At 65.0% G+C, this 14,953-nt stretch carries 11 protein-coding genes; 9 read left to right on the top strand and 2 right to left on the bottom strand.

The genetic code is table 11. The features are described 5' to 3' along the window. Positions 1-2 precede the first annotated feature (2 nt). The 9 genes from H7F49_RS04255 to tnpC all read left to right on the top strand — a co-directional run bounded on the left by H7F49_RS04255 (position 3) and on the right by tnpC (position 10,885). Positions 3-3,098 (top strand): efflux RND transporter permease subunit, encoded by a 3,096-nt coding sequence (locus tag H7F49_RS04255; protein ID WP_185682321.1) that lies wholly within the window; start codon positions 3-5, stop codon positions 3,096-3,098. An 812-nt stretch (positions 3,099-3,910) separates the two neighbouring features. Beyond that, the gene (locus H7F49_RS04250; RefSeq protein WP_185682320.1) at positions 3,911-5,350 is read left to right on the top strand and encodes a DUF6880 family protein; all 1,440 of its coding nucleotides are present in this window, start codon (positions 3,911-3,913) and stop codon (positions 5,348-5,350) included. Between the two features lie 156 nt (positions 5,351-5,506). Beyond that, positions 5,507-5,803 carry a type II toxin-antitoxin system TacA family antitoxin gene (locus H7F49_RS04245; protein ID WP_185682319.1) on the top strand — a complete coding sequence of 99 codons (297 nt, stop codon included), beginning with the start codon at positions 5,507-5,509 and terminating at the stop codon, positions 5,801-5,803. A gap of 9 nt (positions 5,804-5,812) precedes the next feature. Next, positions 5,813-6,328, top strand: coding sequence for a GNAT family N-acetyltransferase (locus tag H7F49_RS04240; protein WP_185682318.1), 516 nt, complete (start codon positions 5,813-5,815; stop codon positions 6,326-6,328). A 154-nt stretch (positions 6,329-6,482) separates the two neighbouring features. Continuing rightward, entirely contained in the window at positions 6,483-7,016 is a 534-nt protein-coding gene (locus tag H7F49_RS04235; RefSeq protein WP_235981795.1) for a tyrosine-type recombinase/integrase, read from the top strand. Beyond that, on the top strand, positions 7,010-7,924 hold the full coding sequence (locus H7F49_RS04230) for a tyrosine-type recombinase/integrase (protein WP_185682317.1): 915 nt from the start codon (positions 7,010-7,012) through the stop codon (positions 7,922-7,924). Before H7F49_RS04235 ends, H7F49_RS04230 begins: the two co-directional genes overlap by 7 nt. After that, positions 7,921-8,913 carry a tyrosine-type recombinase/integrase gene (locus tag H7F49_RS04225; RefSeq protein ID WP_185682316.1) on the top strand — a complete coding sequence of 331 codons (993 nt, stop codon included), beginning with the start codon at positions 7,921-7,923 and terminating at the stop codon, positions 8,911-8,913. Before H7F49_RS04230 ends, H7F49_RS04225 begins: the two co-directional genes overlap by 4 nt. A 90-nt stretch (positions 8,914-9,003) precedes the next feature. Continuing rightward, the gene (tnpB, locus tag H7F49_RS04220) at positions 9,004-9,330 is read left to right on the top strand and encodes an IS66 family insertion sequence element accessory protein TnpB (protein WP_185682315.1); all 327 of its coding nucleotides are present in this window, start codon (positions 9,004-9,006) and stop codon (positions 9,328-9,330) included. Positions 9,331-9,361: 31 nt separating this feature from the next. Beyond that, positions 9,362-10,885, top strand: a complete 1,524-nt coding sequence (gene tnpC, locus H7F49_RS04215) for an IS66 family transposase (protein ID WP_185682314.1) — start codon at positions 9,362-9,364, stop codon at positions 10,883-10,885. Between the two features lie 366 nt (positions 10,886-11,251). Here tnpC and H7F49_RS04210 read toward each other — a convergent pair whose 3' ends face one another. Continuing rightward, on the bottom strand, positions 11,252-12,367 hold the full coding sequence (locus H7F49_RS04210) for an AI-2E family transporter (RefSeq protein ID WP_185682313.1): 1,116 nt from the start codon (positions 12,365-12,367) through the stop codon (positions 11,252-11,254). Next, positions 12,364-14,931, bottom strand: coding sequence for a cation-translocating P-type ATPase (locus H7F49_RS04205; protein ID WP_328806509.1), 2,568 nt, complete (start codon positions 14,929-14,931; stop codon positions 12,364-12,366). Before H7F49_RS04205 ends, H7F49_RS04210 begins: the two co-directional genes overlap by 4 nt. Positions 14,932-14,953: the final 22 nt, after the last annotated feature.

The raw sequence follows: 14,953 nt of genomic DNA, 5'->3' as shown, positions 1-14,953 counted from the left end.
CCATGCGCATCTCGGCCTGGGCGATCCGCAACCCGATACCGGTGGCACTGCTGTTCATCCTCCTGACCGTGTCAGGCATGGTGGCCTTCCTGCGCATGCCGATCCAGATGTTTCCCAACGTCGCCCTGCCGATCGTCACGGTCACCGTCACGCAGAACGGCGCCGCGCCGCAGGAGATGGAGAACCAGGTCACCCGGCCGATCGAGAATGCGCTGAGCGGCGTGACCGGGGTCAAAAACATCAGTTCGAACGTCTCGCTGGGAGTCTCCAACACGACGGTCGAGTTCGAGATGGGGACCGACTTGCAGAAGGCGACCGACGACGTCCGGACCGTCGTCGAGCGCGCCCGGGTCGAGCTGCCGCAGGGCATCGATCCGCCCAGCGTGCAGCGGATCGACCTCGATAGTGCGCCCGTCGTCACCTACGCGGTGAGCGCGCCCGCGATGAACGATGTCGACCTTGCATGGTTCATCGACAACGACGTGACCCGAGCTCTTCAGGGTGAAAAGGGGGTCGGGCAAGTGCGCCGGATCGGCGGTGCTGCCCACGAGATCACCGTGATCCTGGATCCCCAGCGCATGGCGGCGATCGGCGTGACCGCGGCACAGGTCAATTCCGCCCTCGCGACGTTCCACGTCGATGCGCCGGGCGGGCGAGCCGGGATCGGCGGGAGCGAGCAGAACATCCGCGTGCTGGGATCGGCCCGGCAAGTTGAGGCGATCCGTGCGCTCACGATCCCGGTGCAGGGGCGGTACGTGCGCCTCGCGGACGTGGCGGAGGTGGGCGACGGGCAGGGCGAGGTGCGCGGCTTCGCCCGTCTGAACGGCCGGCCGGTCGTTGCCATCCAGGTGTCCAAGACCAGTGCAGCCAGTGACGTTTCGGTGGTCTATGCGACCGATCGCGTGGTCACGCAGCTCAGCCAAGCCCACCCCGGCGTGACCTTCACCAAGATCGTCTCGACCGCCGAGCAGACGCGCCGCAGCTTCCTCGCGACGATCGACGTGCTGTTCGAGGGCGTGGTCCTTGCGATCGTGGTGGTGTTCCTGTTCCTGCGGGACTGGCGCGCAACCGCGATTGCTGCCGTCGCCATGCCCTTGTCACTGATCCCGACCTTCATCTTCATGGCGGCCATGGGCTTCAGCCTAAATGGCATCACGTTGCTGGCACTGACGCTGGTCATCGGCATCCTGGTGGATGACGCGATCGTCGAAATCGAAAACATCGAGAAGCGGATCGAGCTAGGCGAGTCTCCATATCGCGCCGCCCTCGTCGGCGCCGACGCGATCGGCCTCGCGGTTATCGCGACAACCGCGACGATCATCGCCGTCTTCGCCCCAGTTTCGCTCATGCCGGGGGAGGCAGGGCAGTTCTTCAAGGAGTTCGGTCTGACGGTCGCTGCGGCGGTAACCTTCTCGCTGGTGGTGGCGCGGCTGCTGACACCGCTGATGGCTGCCTACCTTCTGCTGCCGCACCATGCACGCAAATCCGCGGCGCCGGGCGGGCAGCTCAACCCGCGCCACGCCCGCGCGCTCGACTGGGCGCTGGCACGGCCGTGGCTGTGCACCGCGATCGGGGCCGGGCTGCTGGTCCTAGCGCTGGCCATCGCCGCCACACTTCAGCTGGGGTTCCAGTCCACGCAGAACCGCAACTACGTCTACATCGCGATCGAGGGAGCGCCCGGCGCCACGCGGGCCGACATGGAGGACGCGGTCCAGGCCGCAACGCGCCTCATCCGGTCGCAACGCGACGTGGAACGCGTCTTCGCGCAGGTGGGCTCCACCGGGGGAACGATCGGTGGCGGCGGCGCGGACCTGCGCTCAGGCACGCTGACCGTGGTCCTCTCGCACCAGAGAACGAGGACGTCCGAGCAGTTCCAGGCCGATCTCGTGCCGGTACTCAAGGCGATCCCGGCCGTGCGGTTCCACAATCAGGGAAACTTCGGGCAGGCGCCCGTTTCCGTCGTGCTCGCCGGTCCGGACGGAGCCGAGCTCGAGCGGGTGCAGACCCGGCTCCTGCGCGAGATGCAGCAGTTGGCTTCGCTCAGCGACCCGCGTCCCAGCCCGCCGGCGCCCGGCCCCGAGCTGGTCGTCACCCCACGTCCCGAGGAGGCCGCCCGCCTCGGTGTGGATACCGCGACGCTTGCCAACACCCTGCGGGTTGCGACCATCGGGGACATCGACGCTGCCTCTGCCCGGTATTCCCAAGGCGAACAGCGCCTGTCGATCCGGGTCCGCCTTCCAGAAAGTGCCCGCAACGATCTGGCCACGCTGGCCGCGCTGCGGGTTCCGACCCGGGGCGGAGGAACCACGCCCATTGGAACGGTGGCCGACATTCGCTTCCAGGCAGGTCCGGGCCGCATCATCCGCTTCAACCGCGAGCGTCGGATTGCGGTCGAGGCCGATCTCGCGGTCGGCTCTGCCGTTGGAACAGCATTGCGTGACGTGGCCGGTCTCCCCACGATGCGCAACCTGCCTGCCGGCGTGCACCAAGCGAAGGAAGGTCAGTCGCAGTTGATCGGTGAGCTGTTCGTGGGCTTCGTGCTCGCCCTGATCGCCGGCATTGCGTTGACCTACACTGTGCTGGTGCTGCTCTTCCGCGGTTTCTTCAAGCCAGCGGTGATCATGGGCGCGCTGCCCCTCAGCCTGCTGGGCGCGTTTGCTGCCTTGCGGCTGCTGAGCTTTCCGATCGATATGCCGGTGCTGATCGGGCTGCTGATGTTGATGGGCCTGTGCGCCAAGAATTCGATCCTGCTGGTCGAGTACGCGATCACCGCCGAGCGCGACGGCATGGGCATGCGCGAGGCGCTGTTCGAAGCATGCGCCCAACGCACCCGCCCGATCGTGATGACCTCGGTCGCGATGATCGCGGGCATGCTTCCGACGGCGCTGGCGGTGAGCGAAGGGTCGGAAGCGCGGCAGCCGATGGCCGTGGCTGTCATTGGAGGCGTGATCACCTCGACCGCTCTCTCGCTGGTTCTCATCCCGGTGATCTACGAGCTGGTTGACAAATTTGAGCGGGGACTATTGCCACACTTGTCCAAGCTCGTCGTCCAATCGAGCGAGTATGAAAGGTCTGCGGCTCCTGGAGCGACGGCCTGACGGTTCAGTGCAACGGTCGATAGGCCAAGAACGGTGAGTGAGTAACGCACCGTCCTCCCTTGCTCATGATCGAGCCACCGCGTCCAGCACGCCCATGTGGCCAGTTCCGCATCAAGGCGTGACTGAAAAGACCTTTGTGAAGGGCACCGTCGAGCTGCCGCCGACCGCGATGTCGAAGACGGCAGTATCCACAGTCCAGCCCTTCTTCGCCGCATTCCAGTACTTCAGTTCTGGGCGGCGATCCTGCCATCCGAATCGAGCTGACACGGAGCCGTTGACGAGTGCGCATCAGAACCACTTGCTGGATGCATCGTTCATGGGCAGCGCCACAGATGACGCCCGCGTATGTCCAATCCTTCGGGCCTTCACCGCCCACCGCATGGGATGTGCACCTCGTCGCAAAGGCACGAAAATCGGGGGTATCGTTGGGGGTATCGCCGGCTTTGGGTCAACAAAATATTTAAAAATCATAGTGTTATGCTGGATTCTCCAATCCCTCCTCCGCTACCATACCGTATAAACAATTGAAAATATGAGATAAAATAACTGAAAGCAGGACTCGAATAGTGTCGGGTTTCTCTTTCGAGATCAGCCCCTTAGTGATTGAAATACCTATATTTCAGGATATTCCCATCGAAGTTCCAGAATGCATAGTCTTCCCAAGCGACGCTGGCATGGGGGTATTTTGGGGGTATCGATGCTGGAACAGGTTTGTGCTGGATACCCCCGCCGAGCGGAGCGGCATTAGGCGGATTTTCTTGACCCGGTTTCTGCTGAATTGACCGTGGCCGGTCCCCCTGCGATGGCAGGGCATGGCTTCCGACAAGGCTCTCAACGCAAAGAATCTCGCGGCGCTGGGCGCTGACCGTTTGGCCGACATCCTGCTCGAGCTTGTCGCGGGCGATGCGGCGGCAAAGCGGCGCTTGCGGCTGGAATTGGCAAGCCGGACCGAGGGCGGCGCGGGCGTGGCGGCCGAGATCCGCAAGCGGCTGGCAATCATCGCCAAATCCCGCTCATTCGTTGACTGGCCCAAGTACCGTGCCTTCGTGGCAGACATCGAGGCGCAACGCCGCGCGATAGTCGATCATGTTGCGCCGACGCAGCCGGCGGAGGCGTTCGAGCTCCTCTGGCGGCTGCTCGACATGGCCCCCTCTTTGTATGACCGATGCGACGACAGCAATGGTGCGATCGGCTCGGTGATGGAAGCTGCGCTGGAAGAACTGTGCAGAACCGCGCCGCACTGCGGGCTGAAGGTGCCGACGCTGGCCGAAAAGGTCTATGCCGGCGTTTGCGCCAACGGTTATGGTCAGTTCGACGGGTTGATCGGCTTGATGGCACCGATCTTGGGTCAGCAAGGACTTGCTCTGCTCAAGACGAAGTTCGAGGCGCTTGAGAAGACGCCGCCCAGCAAGCCCAAGAATGAAGAACGCCGGGTGATCGGCTGGGGGCTGGGTGGGCCGCTTTACGAAGACGATCTCGAAATAAAGGGGCACGCCCGACTGGTCCGCTCGGCGCTGACCGAGATCGCTGATGCCCTCGGCGACGTCGATGCCTATGCCGCGCGCTATTCGGCCGAGGAGCAGGTCAATCCTGCGATCGCGGCCGGGATCGCGCAGCGACTGCTCGGGGCCGGGCGGGCAGGGGAAGCGCTCGCCGCGCTTGATCGCGCTGCAGGCACGCGCGGGCAGGGCAGATACTGGCCCGATTGGGATCGGGTGCGTATCGATGTGCTGGATGGATTGGGGCGGGCGGACGAAGCGCAGGCCATGCGCTGGCACCTGTTCGAGAGCGTGCTGCACGCCGAATATCTCAAGGAATACCTCAAGCGCCTGCCGGATTTCGACGATGAGGAGGCAGAACAGCGCGCCATGAGCATTGCGGCGGCCTATCCCGATTTTGATCGTGGTCTCCAGTTTCTGGCGACCTGGCCGGCATTGGCTGCTGCCGCAGCGATGGTGCTTGCGCGGCATCGTGAAATGAGCGGCGATCATTATTGGTATCTGACCGATGCCGCAGACCATCTGGATAAGGATCATCCTCTCGCCGCCACACTCATCCTTCGTTCCATGATCGGCTTCGCGCTCGATCGGGGGCGGTCGAAGCGCTACCCCCATGCCGCGCGCCATTTGCAGACCTGCGGCTATCTCTCGCGCCGGATCGAGGACTGGGCGGGCCATCCGGATCACGATTGCTATGTCGCCGATCTCAGAGCGCAACACGGCCGCAAGAGCGGGTTCTGGAATGCGGAGTGAGTTCTCTCCCCCCGAGCCATGTTGCGCGGCGGTCAGGTTGTCGTTGCCGCAGCGGATCAGCGTGCCTTCCTCATCGGCTGACCTTTCCGGCTCCTTTTTTATTTGTATTGCAATATGCGATACAATGATCTAAGAAGTCGGGCAAGGAGAACAACCATGGCTCGCTCGACCCAGCGCAAGGACCATCCGCTTTCGATGCGGCTGCCGGAGGCCGATATCGCGATCATTGACCGTGCGGCCAGCCTGCGCGGGCGTTCGCGCACGGAATTCATGCGCGATGCGGCGGTGCGGACGGCCGAGGAAGTGATCATGGAAAGCACGGTCATTCGTATGTCTCCAGAAGGCTTCGCCACCTTCGTCGATCTCCTCGACCGTCCGGCCAAAGCGGTGCCCGAAATGGTTGAGTTGCTGAAGCGGCCTGCGCCCTGGGAAGCCAAGCCTTCAGTAGAGTAACCCAGCGCAGTGCCGATTTCCGCACCCGAACCGCTGAGCGATGCACACGACCTCTCGAGGTTCTCGTGCGGCAAGCCATCGCTCGACAACTGGCTACGGACCCGAGCGCTGTCCAATCAGAAAAAGGGCTTCACAGCCGTCATGGTGGTCCACGATGCGGGCAGGGTGGTGGGCTACTACGGCTTGGCGCCAACTGCCGTGGTTCCAGTCAGCCTCCCGCGTCCGATCCGCACCGGTCAATCGCCCGACCCGCTGCCCTGTTTGCTGCTCGGCCAATTGGCCACTGACGCACGATGGCGCGGGCAAGGCATTGGGACCGGTCTGCTCAAGCACGCTCTCCAGCGATGCGTCGAAGGCGCAACGCTGATTGGGGGCAGGGCATTGATCGTCAATGCGGTGGACCCGGAGGCTGCCGCGTTTTGGCAAAGGCGCGGGTTCGTGGCTTCGAAGGATGATCCGATGGTCCTGGCGCGCTCGATCCTCGACATCGCCGCATCGCTTGAGGTGAGTCCCGGCAAGAGCTGAGGGAGCAAATTTCGATCGGCGCAGTCCTTTTGCGGGCCGATAAGACCGGGAGTTCTGAGATCGCCGACCAACTGAGCGCTGGCCGAATTCGGCGTGTCTGACCGCCGAAACAGTATATCGTAAAGGCCCGAGGCTGGGGGTGTCAGTGGGGGTTTTGTCGGTTGAGATCGATTTATTGTTTTATAGAAACAACACCTTATATCCCCTAAAGCTATCCCTCCTCCGCTACCAGGGGCCTGTCGCGGGGCTCAAACTGAGCGATATCGACTGGACGTCTGGTATGCTCCGCTTGAGCGGCAAAGCGCGACGCCAGGTTCGACTGCCGTTGCCGCAGGATGTCGGCGATGCGCTTCTCGCCTACATCGAGCAGGAACGACCGCGCGTCGGTCAGGATGCCGTCTTTCTCATGATGGTCGCGCCCTACCGGTCATTTGCGCAGTCCAGCCATGTTTCCACGATCGTAGCGCTGGCGCTGAAGCGTGCGGGCATTTCCGATGCTCCATCGACTGGAGCCAGCCTGCTGCGCCACTCTGCGGCGACCTCGATGCTGCGTTCGGGCGCCACGCTGGAGGCTGTCGGCACGGTGTTGCGTCATCGTTCGCTCGATATGACCGCGCATTACGCCAAGGTCGACATTGCGATGCTGGAGCAGATTGCCCAGCCCTGGCCGGGAGAACCGGCATGCTGAGCCAACTCCTCGCCGATCATGCAGCGCTGCACCGCGCGCTGGGATTCAAGTTCCGGACACCCGGCATCCTGTTGCGCAACTTCGTCACCTTCGCCGAGCGGCGCGGTGAGTGTGTCGTAACGACGGAGACCGTGCGCGAGTGGGCACTGCAGGCGCCATCGCCCGAACAACGACGTAACCGCCTGCTGACGGTGCGCCGATTCGCGATCGCGTTGCACGCGGAAGATCCGCGCCATGAGGTGCCATCGGCGGACCTCTTCGGCCGCGCCAGTCATCGGCGCCGCGCACCCTATATCTACGATCCCGGGGATATCCGCCGGCTGATCGATGCCGCGCATCGCCTTGGTCCCGATGGTTCGATCCGACCGCTCACCTACGCCACGATGTTCGGGCTGATCGCGACCACCGGCATGCGCGTTTCCGAGGCGCTCGCCATTCGGCTGCCGGACGTGACCGACGATGGGCTGATCATAGCCCAGACCAAGTTCAAGAAGAGCCGGTTGTTGCCGCTCCACCCGACGACCCGACACGCCTTGGACGGATATCTCGCAACTCGCCTGAAGGAAGCAAGTCTGAGCGATGCACTTTTCATTTCGCATCAAGGAACGCCGCTCGCCTATCCGACAGTGATAACCGTCTTCCTGCAAGTCGTTCGATCGATCGGCTTGCGCGGCGGTCCAGGATCGCGAGGGCCGCGGATTCACGATCTGCGTCACACGTTCGCCGTCCGATCTCTCGAACGTTGCGCGCACGATGCCAAGGCGGTGGCACGCCATATCACCGCCTTGAGCACCTATCTGGGGCACGCCCATGTGACCGATACGTACTGGTATCTCCAGGCAACACCGGAGTTGATGGCCCACATGGCGGCGGCCGGCGAGGCCTTGCATCGGGGAGAGGCGGCATGACCCAGCTCTCCCCACACCTTACCTCCTTCCTTCGCGAACATCTTCCCCGCGAACGACGCGCCAGCGTTCATACCTGCGATGCCTATGCCTACAGCTTCCAGCTGCTAGTGACGTTCGCCGCGCGACGATTGCACAAGAGGCCCTGCCTGCTGCAGATCGAAGATCTCGACGTGCCAATGATCCTTGCCTTCCTTGAACACGTCGAGGAGGTGCGGGGCAACAAAGCCCGATCGCGCAACGCCCGCCTGGCCGCCGTGAAGTCCTTCTTCCGCTATCTCGAGCATCGCGTCCCAGCGGTTCTCGATCAGGCCCTTCGGATGCACGCCATTCCAATGAAGAAGATCGACGAAGCGCTCGTCGCTTCACTTTCACGCATCGAAGTGCAAGCGCTGCTCGACGCGCCGGATCGGCGGACACCTTCGGGCATTCGCGATCGAGCCATGCTGCATCTTGCCTTCGCCGGCGGGCTGCGCGTTTCCGAACTTGTCAGTCTCCCCCTCGACCAGTTCGACGGAAGGGCGCCGGCCAGCATCCACGTTATCGGGAAGGGACGGAGGGAGCGCGTGCTCCCGCTCTGGCAGGAGACCGCAGCCGCGATCCGGGCCTGGGTCGCGATCAGACCGAAGGATGGCGACACGGCGCTTTTCCTGAACAACGCCGGTCGGATGATGACGCGCGCCGGCTTCGAATACATCCTCGAAAAGCACGCCGCGACCGCAGTCAGCGTTGCGCCCACGCTGGCGACGAAGTCGATATCACCCCATGTACTGCGGCACAGCTGCGCCATGCACATGCTTCAGGCGACACGCGACATTCGCAAAGTAGCGCTTTGGCTCGGCCATGCCACACTCCAAAGCACAGAGATCTACCTGCGTGCGGACCCGACCGAAAAACTCGAGATGCTCGACGCCTTGGCGCCGCTCGGCATAAAGCCCGGCAAATTCCGCCCGCCGGATAAGCTGATCGCGATGCTGGCAGCTTCCGGATAGGTCATTGTTATGCGGAGTTGATCGACGCCGTAAGGCCGGAAATTCGCCCACCAGCGTCCCCAACCCCGCATAATCATGGTCGCCGCATAGTTGCGGTTATGTGGTGCACCACATAACCGCAAGGGACCCGACGCGCTGGCCGCCCTGGTCGGCGCCGAGTACGGCGGTGATCCCTATTCAGGCGTGATCTACGTGTTCCGGGCCAAGCGCAGTGACCGGATCAAGCTCGTCTGGTGGGATGGCACGGGACTGTGCCTGATGGCCAAGAGGCTGGAGTCCGGCGGGTTCAAGTGGCCGGCGATCCAGGACGGCGTGATGCGGCTGACGGCGGCGCAGTTGGGTGCCTTGCTGGAGGGTCTGGATTGGCGCCGGGTCCATGGTGGACGCCGCCCGATCGCCCCGCAGATTGCCGGTTGACGGGGGTCCCTGCGGCTGATTCACTCCTCCCATGCTCATGGAAGCGGACCTTCCCAGCGACGTCGAAGCGCTCCGTGCGCTTGTCCTCGAGCAGGCCCGCGAGCTTGATGCGCTGAAGGTTTTCCAGGCAGAGGTCGAACGCCTCAAGGCGATCATCGAGGCCCTGCAGCGGCACCGGTTCGGCCGCCGGTCCGAGCAACTCGATCCCGATCAGTTCGAGCTTGCCCTGGAGAAGGTCGAGACAGCCTTGGCCGAGGCCCAGCACGCTGTGGCCAAGGCAAGCAAGGGGTCTGCGGATCGCCCGCGCAAGGCCAACCGCGGCTCGCTGCCTGCTCACCTGGAGCGGATCGAACAGGTTGTCGATATCGAGGATAAGGCCTGCCCCTGCTGTGGCGGCGCCCTCCACCAGATCGGTGAGGACGTGGCTGAGCGCCTTGATGTCGTGCCGACCACCTTCCGCGTGCTGGTCACGCGCCGCCCGCGCTATGGCTGCCGCTCGTGCGAGGGCGCGATCGTCCAGGCGCCGGCACCGGCGCGGATCGTCGAGGGCGGCATCCCCACCGAGGCTCTGATCGCGCAGGTGTTGGTCGCCAAGTACGCCGATCACCTGCCGCTATATCGTCAGACCCAGATCTACGCCCGCCAGGGTATCCAGCTCGACCGCTCGACCCTGGCGGACTGGGTTGGCCGGGCAGCCTGGTACCTGCGCCCCTTGCGCGATCACATCCTGGAGCGATTGCGACGATCCGAGCGACTGTTCGCCGACGAGACCACGGCGCCAGTGCTCGATCCTGGGCGCGGCCGGACCAAGACCGGCCAGCTCTGGGCCTATGCCAGGGACGATCGATCATGGGGCGGCGAAGATCCGCCGATGGTAGCCTATGTCTACGCCGCTGACCGCAAGGGCGAGCGCGCCGAAGCCCATCTCGGTGACTTCGCCGGCATACTGCAGGTCGATGGCTTTGGCGGCTATGCCGCCTTGGCCAAACGCCGGCAGCAGGTGAGTCTCGCCTTCTGCTGGTCGCACGTGAGGCGCAAGTTCTATGAGCTGGCAGACAACTCGCCGGTCGCGACCGAGGTGTTACGCCGGATCGCCAAGCTCTACGCGATCGAGGAGCAGGTTCGCGGCACCTCGGTGGAGCAGCGCCGCGCCGCGCGTGCCGAACAGGCCCGCGTCATCGTCGATGACCTGCATATCTACCTCGAGGCACGGCTCCGGCAGGTCAGTGCCAAGAGCAAGCTCGCCGATGCCATCCGCTACGCGCTGACCCGCTGGCCGGGGCTGTCGCTGTTCCTCGACGATGGCCGTGTCGAGCTGGACAGCAACACCGTCGAGCGGTCGATCCGGCCGCTGGCCCTCAATCGCAAGAACGCCCTGTTCGCCGGCTCTGACGAGGGTGGCGACAACTGGGCGGTGATCGCCACGCTGATCGAGAACTGCAAAATCCACGGCATCAACCCGCATGCCTGGCTGGCCGAGACTCTCTCCAGGCTCGCCGCGGGTCACCCGGCCAACGCCGTCGGCAAGCTCATGCCCTGGACCACCGTGGTCTGAGGACACCGCTTACCCAGGTTTGGGGTCGGGGTGTGTTGGGGGTGTCTTCGCGGAGTAGCGCCAAAGAGCGATACCCCCATGCCTCGGCTTTCCTCACCGACTGGCGGTCAGCCATCTCTTTGAACGGGTATGGCAAAACTAGCCTGCTCAAGCACGCTCTCGGGAGCTGTATCGCAGGCGCAACGCTGAGTGGGGGCAGGGCGCTGATCGTCGCTTAGGGCAACCGCCGGCATGGGATGAGGACGTGGACTTCGATCGGCGGGTCCTCCAACGGACTGCGCGCCGCTCTGGTCGGCATCGCCCGGTCGTGGGTCAGGCAGAGCCCAGCCCGGGGCGAACCCGCGATAGGGCCCGGCGGATTGGGGTTCATGGGGTTTGGTCGTCGCCAGTCGCAAGGTCCGCCGGCAGGGCATCATCGGATTCCAGCGCGGGATCGACCGCCTCCCACATCGCGATGAACAGACCGGCGATCATCGGGCCGATGATAAAGCCGTTGAAGCCCATCAGCTCGAAACCGCTGAGCGTCGCGATGAGCACAACATAGTCGGGCATGCGCGCATCGTGCCCGACCAGCACGGGACGAACGATATTGTCGACGGTCCCGATCACGAACAGGCCGCACACACCCAGAACGGCGGCCTGCCCGATCGCGCCGGTGATCAGCAGGTAAAGGGCCACGGGGACCCAGACTATGCCGGTCCCGATCGCCGGGAAAAGCGAGAAGACTCCCATCGCGGCGCCCCACAGCAGCGCGCCCGGGATGCCCAGCAGCCAGAAAATGATGCCACCGATCAGCCCCTGCAGGACGGCGACCACCAGGCTGCCCTTTACGGTCGCGCGGATGACCGCAACGAACTTGGCCATCAGCAAGGCGCGTTGGCGCGGAGGCAAGGGTATGGCGCGTTCGATCCGCCCGGCCAGGGCCCGTCCGTCCCGCAACAGGAAGAATGTCAGGTACAGCATCACGCCAAGCGCGAGGACCAAGCCCAGCGTGCCCTGTCCGATCGACAGGAGCTGAGTCGCCACGGTCTGGACACTGCGTGACAAGCCCAGGCCAAGTTGGCTTTGCCAATCGCCCGGGTTGCTCAGTCCGGCTTCCGCCAGCCACTCGCGCAGCCAGGCGGGCAGGTGCGCCTGGGCCTCGATCAGGATCCGTCCGACATCGCTGTCGCCGCGCCGGAGGCGGGCATAGAGGTTGGTGGCCTCCTCGATCAGCGCCGCACCAAGCAGGATCGCGGGCACCACGATGGCGACGACAATGGTGAGGAGCGTGACGAGGGCCGCACGGTTGCGATGGCGCGGCATGGCCCCCAGCACACGCGCATAGAGCGGTTCGAACAGGATCGTCGCGATCACCGCCCACAGGATGGCGCCGGCGAACGGCGTAACGAGCCAGACGAAGGCCAGCGAGGCGAGCGTCAGCAGCAGCAAGGCCGACACCCGCGCAAGCGGCAGGCTGGCGAGGGTAGGTGGGCGCATCATGCAACCGTCCCGCGGTCTTGTCCGGTTGGTGGGAGGCGGAGCTGGCAGCGCTGGATCAGCGGTTTGCAGCGTTCCAGGATCACCAGCAGGGCCAGACCCAGCCCCGCGCCGACCGCCAGGTCCTGCCCTGCGATCGATCCGAATTTGAGCAGGGCCTGGATCGGCGGAATGCCAAGGATCAGCGCGCCGACGCCGATGATCGCCAGGCCCACATAGCGCAAGGCTGCATTGTGCCGGAACAGCGCCTGGCGCAGCGACGCGCTGAAGGACCGGTTGACGAGAATGAGCGCGCCGATTTCCGCGAGCAGCGCGAAGAACATGAGCGCGCGCAGTTCGGTTTCGGGCATGCCCGCCCAGCCTTGGATCACGAAAACAGCGGCCAGGAGCAAGCAGGCCAGCACGCCCTGGAACACGCTCCACACGATCATCGGCATCGAAAACAGGGCGTCATGGGGGTCTCGGGGCGGTCGGTGCATCACGTTCTCCTCTTCGCGCTCGGCTTCAAACACCAGGGCGCTAACGGGATCGATGACCATTTCGAGCAGGGCGATATGGATCGGGCCGAACAGGATCGGCAGGCCCAGCAGCAGGGGCAGCAACGCCAGACCGGCAATCGGCACGTGAACCGCGAAGATGAACGCCATGGCCTTGCGAAGGTTGTCATAGATGCGCCGACCCAGCCTGATCGATGCGACGATTGAGGCGAAATCGTCATCGAGCAGGACGATGGCGGAAGCCTCGCGGGCCACGTCCGTGCCGCGCCGGCCCATGGCGATGCCGATGTTCGCGGCCTTCAGGGATGGCGCATCGTTCACGCCGTCACCGGTCATGGCGACGATGTCCCCTTTGGCCTTGAAGGCCTGGACGATCCGCAGCTTCTGCTCGGGCATGATGCGGGCGAAGACAGTGACCGTTTTCAGACGGTCGGCCAGCCGGGCATCGTCCAGCATGGCCAGCTCGGTTCCGGTCAGCACCTCGCCTTGGGCAATCCCGGCCTGGCTCGCGATCGCGCGCGCGGTAGCCGCATAGTCGCCGGTGATCATGACCACCCGGATTCCCGCCGCCCGGCACTGCGCGACAGCCGCCGGAACGCCGGGCCGGATCGGATCGGCCAGCCCGACCAGCCCGGTCAGCGTGAGGTGGTAATCGTGCTGGCTTGCTGCCCAGTTGCGGTCGTGCAGCAGGGCCGTTGCCACCGCCAGGACGCGAATGCCGCGCCCGGCCATGGCTTCGACCGCCCTGGTCATGGCCGCATGGTTCGGCGGCGAGAGATGGCACAGCCCGGCAATGGCCTCCGGCGCGCCTTTCGCGGTGAGTGTGAGCGTCTCGCCATCTGCCCAGACATTCGACATCGCCAGCAGATCGGGGCGCAGGGCATAGGCGTGCGCCAGCCTATCGCCGGACAGCACTGTCCCGCGCGCCGCACCATGGGCGCCGTGCAGGGCGATCTCCATCGGGTCGGTCGGTTCGACCGCGCTGGCCAGCGCCGCGGTCTCGACCAGGGCGTGAAAGGCTTCGGGGATCGACGCATCGCCCGCGATCACATGGTGGTCACCCGAAGGCAGCCACAGTTCGGTGACCGCCATGCGGTTTTCGGTCAGGGTGCCGGTCTTGTCGCTGCACAGCACCGTGGCCGAACCCAGAGCCTCGATCGCCGCGGCGCGCCGGGTCAGCACCCGCACCTTGCCGATGCGCCGGGCTCCCATGGCGAGGAATACCGTCAGCACGACCGGGAACTCCTCGGGCAGCATCGACATGCCGATGGCGATTCCGGCCAGCACTGCCTCGATCCACCCGCCGCGCAGCAGCCCGTACAGCAGCACGACCAGCAGTGCGACCGTCCCGCCGCCCAGCGCGCACCAGGCCACGATCCGCGTGGTCTCGGTGCGCAGGCGCGGGGCTTCGCTGTCAAGTGTCGCCAGGGACTGGCCGATGCGGCCGAATTCGCTGCGCGGACCGGTTGCGGTCACCCGGGCGATGCCGCTTCCGCGCGTGACCAGCGAACCGGCATAGACGAAGGGCTGGCCATCTCCCCCGGGTCTTGGGGCAGCCAGCGGGGCATCGGCGGCGGGTGCCGCCTTGTCGACCGGCAGCGCTTCCCCGGTGAGCAGGGATTCGTCGACCTGCAGGTCCGCACCGGAGATCAGCACCCCGTCCGCCGGGACGCGATCCCCCTGCTCAAGCACGACCAGATCGTCGCGCACCACCTCGCGACCGGCGATCCGCATACGCGCACCGTCGCGGATGACCAGCGCACGCGGTGCCGAAAGGTCGCGCAGGGCCTCGAGCACGTGTTCGGTGCGTGTTTCCTGAACGACCGTCACGACCACCGAAAATGTCGCAAAGGCGAGCAGGATCAGAGCCTCCGCCCGATCGCCAAGCAGCAGATAGGCAACCCCGCCCGCCAGCAGGAGGGCCAGCATGGGCTCCCGCAGCACCTCGCCGACAATGCCCGGGATCGAGCGCCGACCGGTCCGCGGCAATTCGTTGGCGCCGTCACGGGCCAGCCGTTCGGCGGCTTCGCGGGATGACAGCCCGCTGCGCCCGGGGCTGACCGGGCTCACCATGCCAGCCTGCGTCGTGGCC

Origin of the sequence: Novosphingobium aerophilum, from assembly GCF_014230305.1 — a bacterium.
GTDB lineage: Bacteria > Pseudomonadota > Alphaproteobacteria > Sphingomonadales > Sphingomonadaceae > Novosphingobium > Novosphingobium aerophilum.
The sequence above is the reverse complement of the archived record's forward strand: the minus strand, read 5'-3'. Positions and strand labels throughout refer to the sequence as shown.

Bases quoted from the DNA above. Each gene is read 5' to 3' on its own strand.
- H7F49_RS04210 (WP_185682313.1), bottom strand. From the start codon at position 12,367: ATGATGCGCCCACCTACCCTCGCCAGCCTGCCGCTTGCGCGGGTGTCG.
- H7F49_RS04250 (WP_185682320.1), top strand. From the start codon at position 3,911: ATGGCTTCCGACAAGGCTCTCAACGCAAAGAATCTCGCGGCGCTGGGC.
- tnpC (WP_185682314.1), top strand. From the start codon at position 9,362: ATGCTCATGGAAGCGGACCTTCCCAGCGACGTCGAAGCGCTCCGTGCG.
- H7F49_RS04230 (WP_185682317.1), top strand. From the start codon at position 7,010: ATGCTGAGCCAACTCCTCGCCGATCATGCAGCGCTGCACCGCGCGCTG.
- H7F49_RS04225 (WP_185682316.1), top strand. From the start codon at position 7,921: ATGACCCAGCTCTCCCCACACCTTACCTCCTTCCTTCGCGAACATCTT.
- H7F49_RS04255 (WP_185682321.1), top strand. From the start codon at position 3: ATGCGCATCTCGGCCTGGGCGATCCGCAACCCGATACCGGTGGCACTG.
- H7F49_RS04245 (WP_185682319.1), top strand. From the start codon at position 5,507: ATGGCTCGCTCGACCCAGCGCAAGGACCATCCGCTTTCGATGCGGCTG.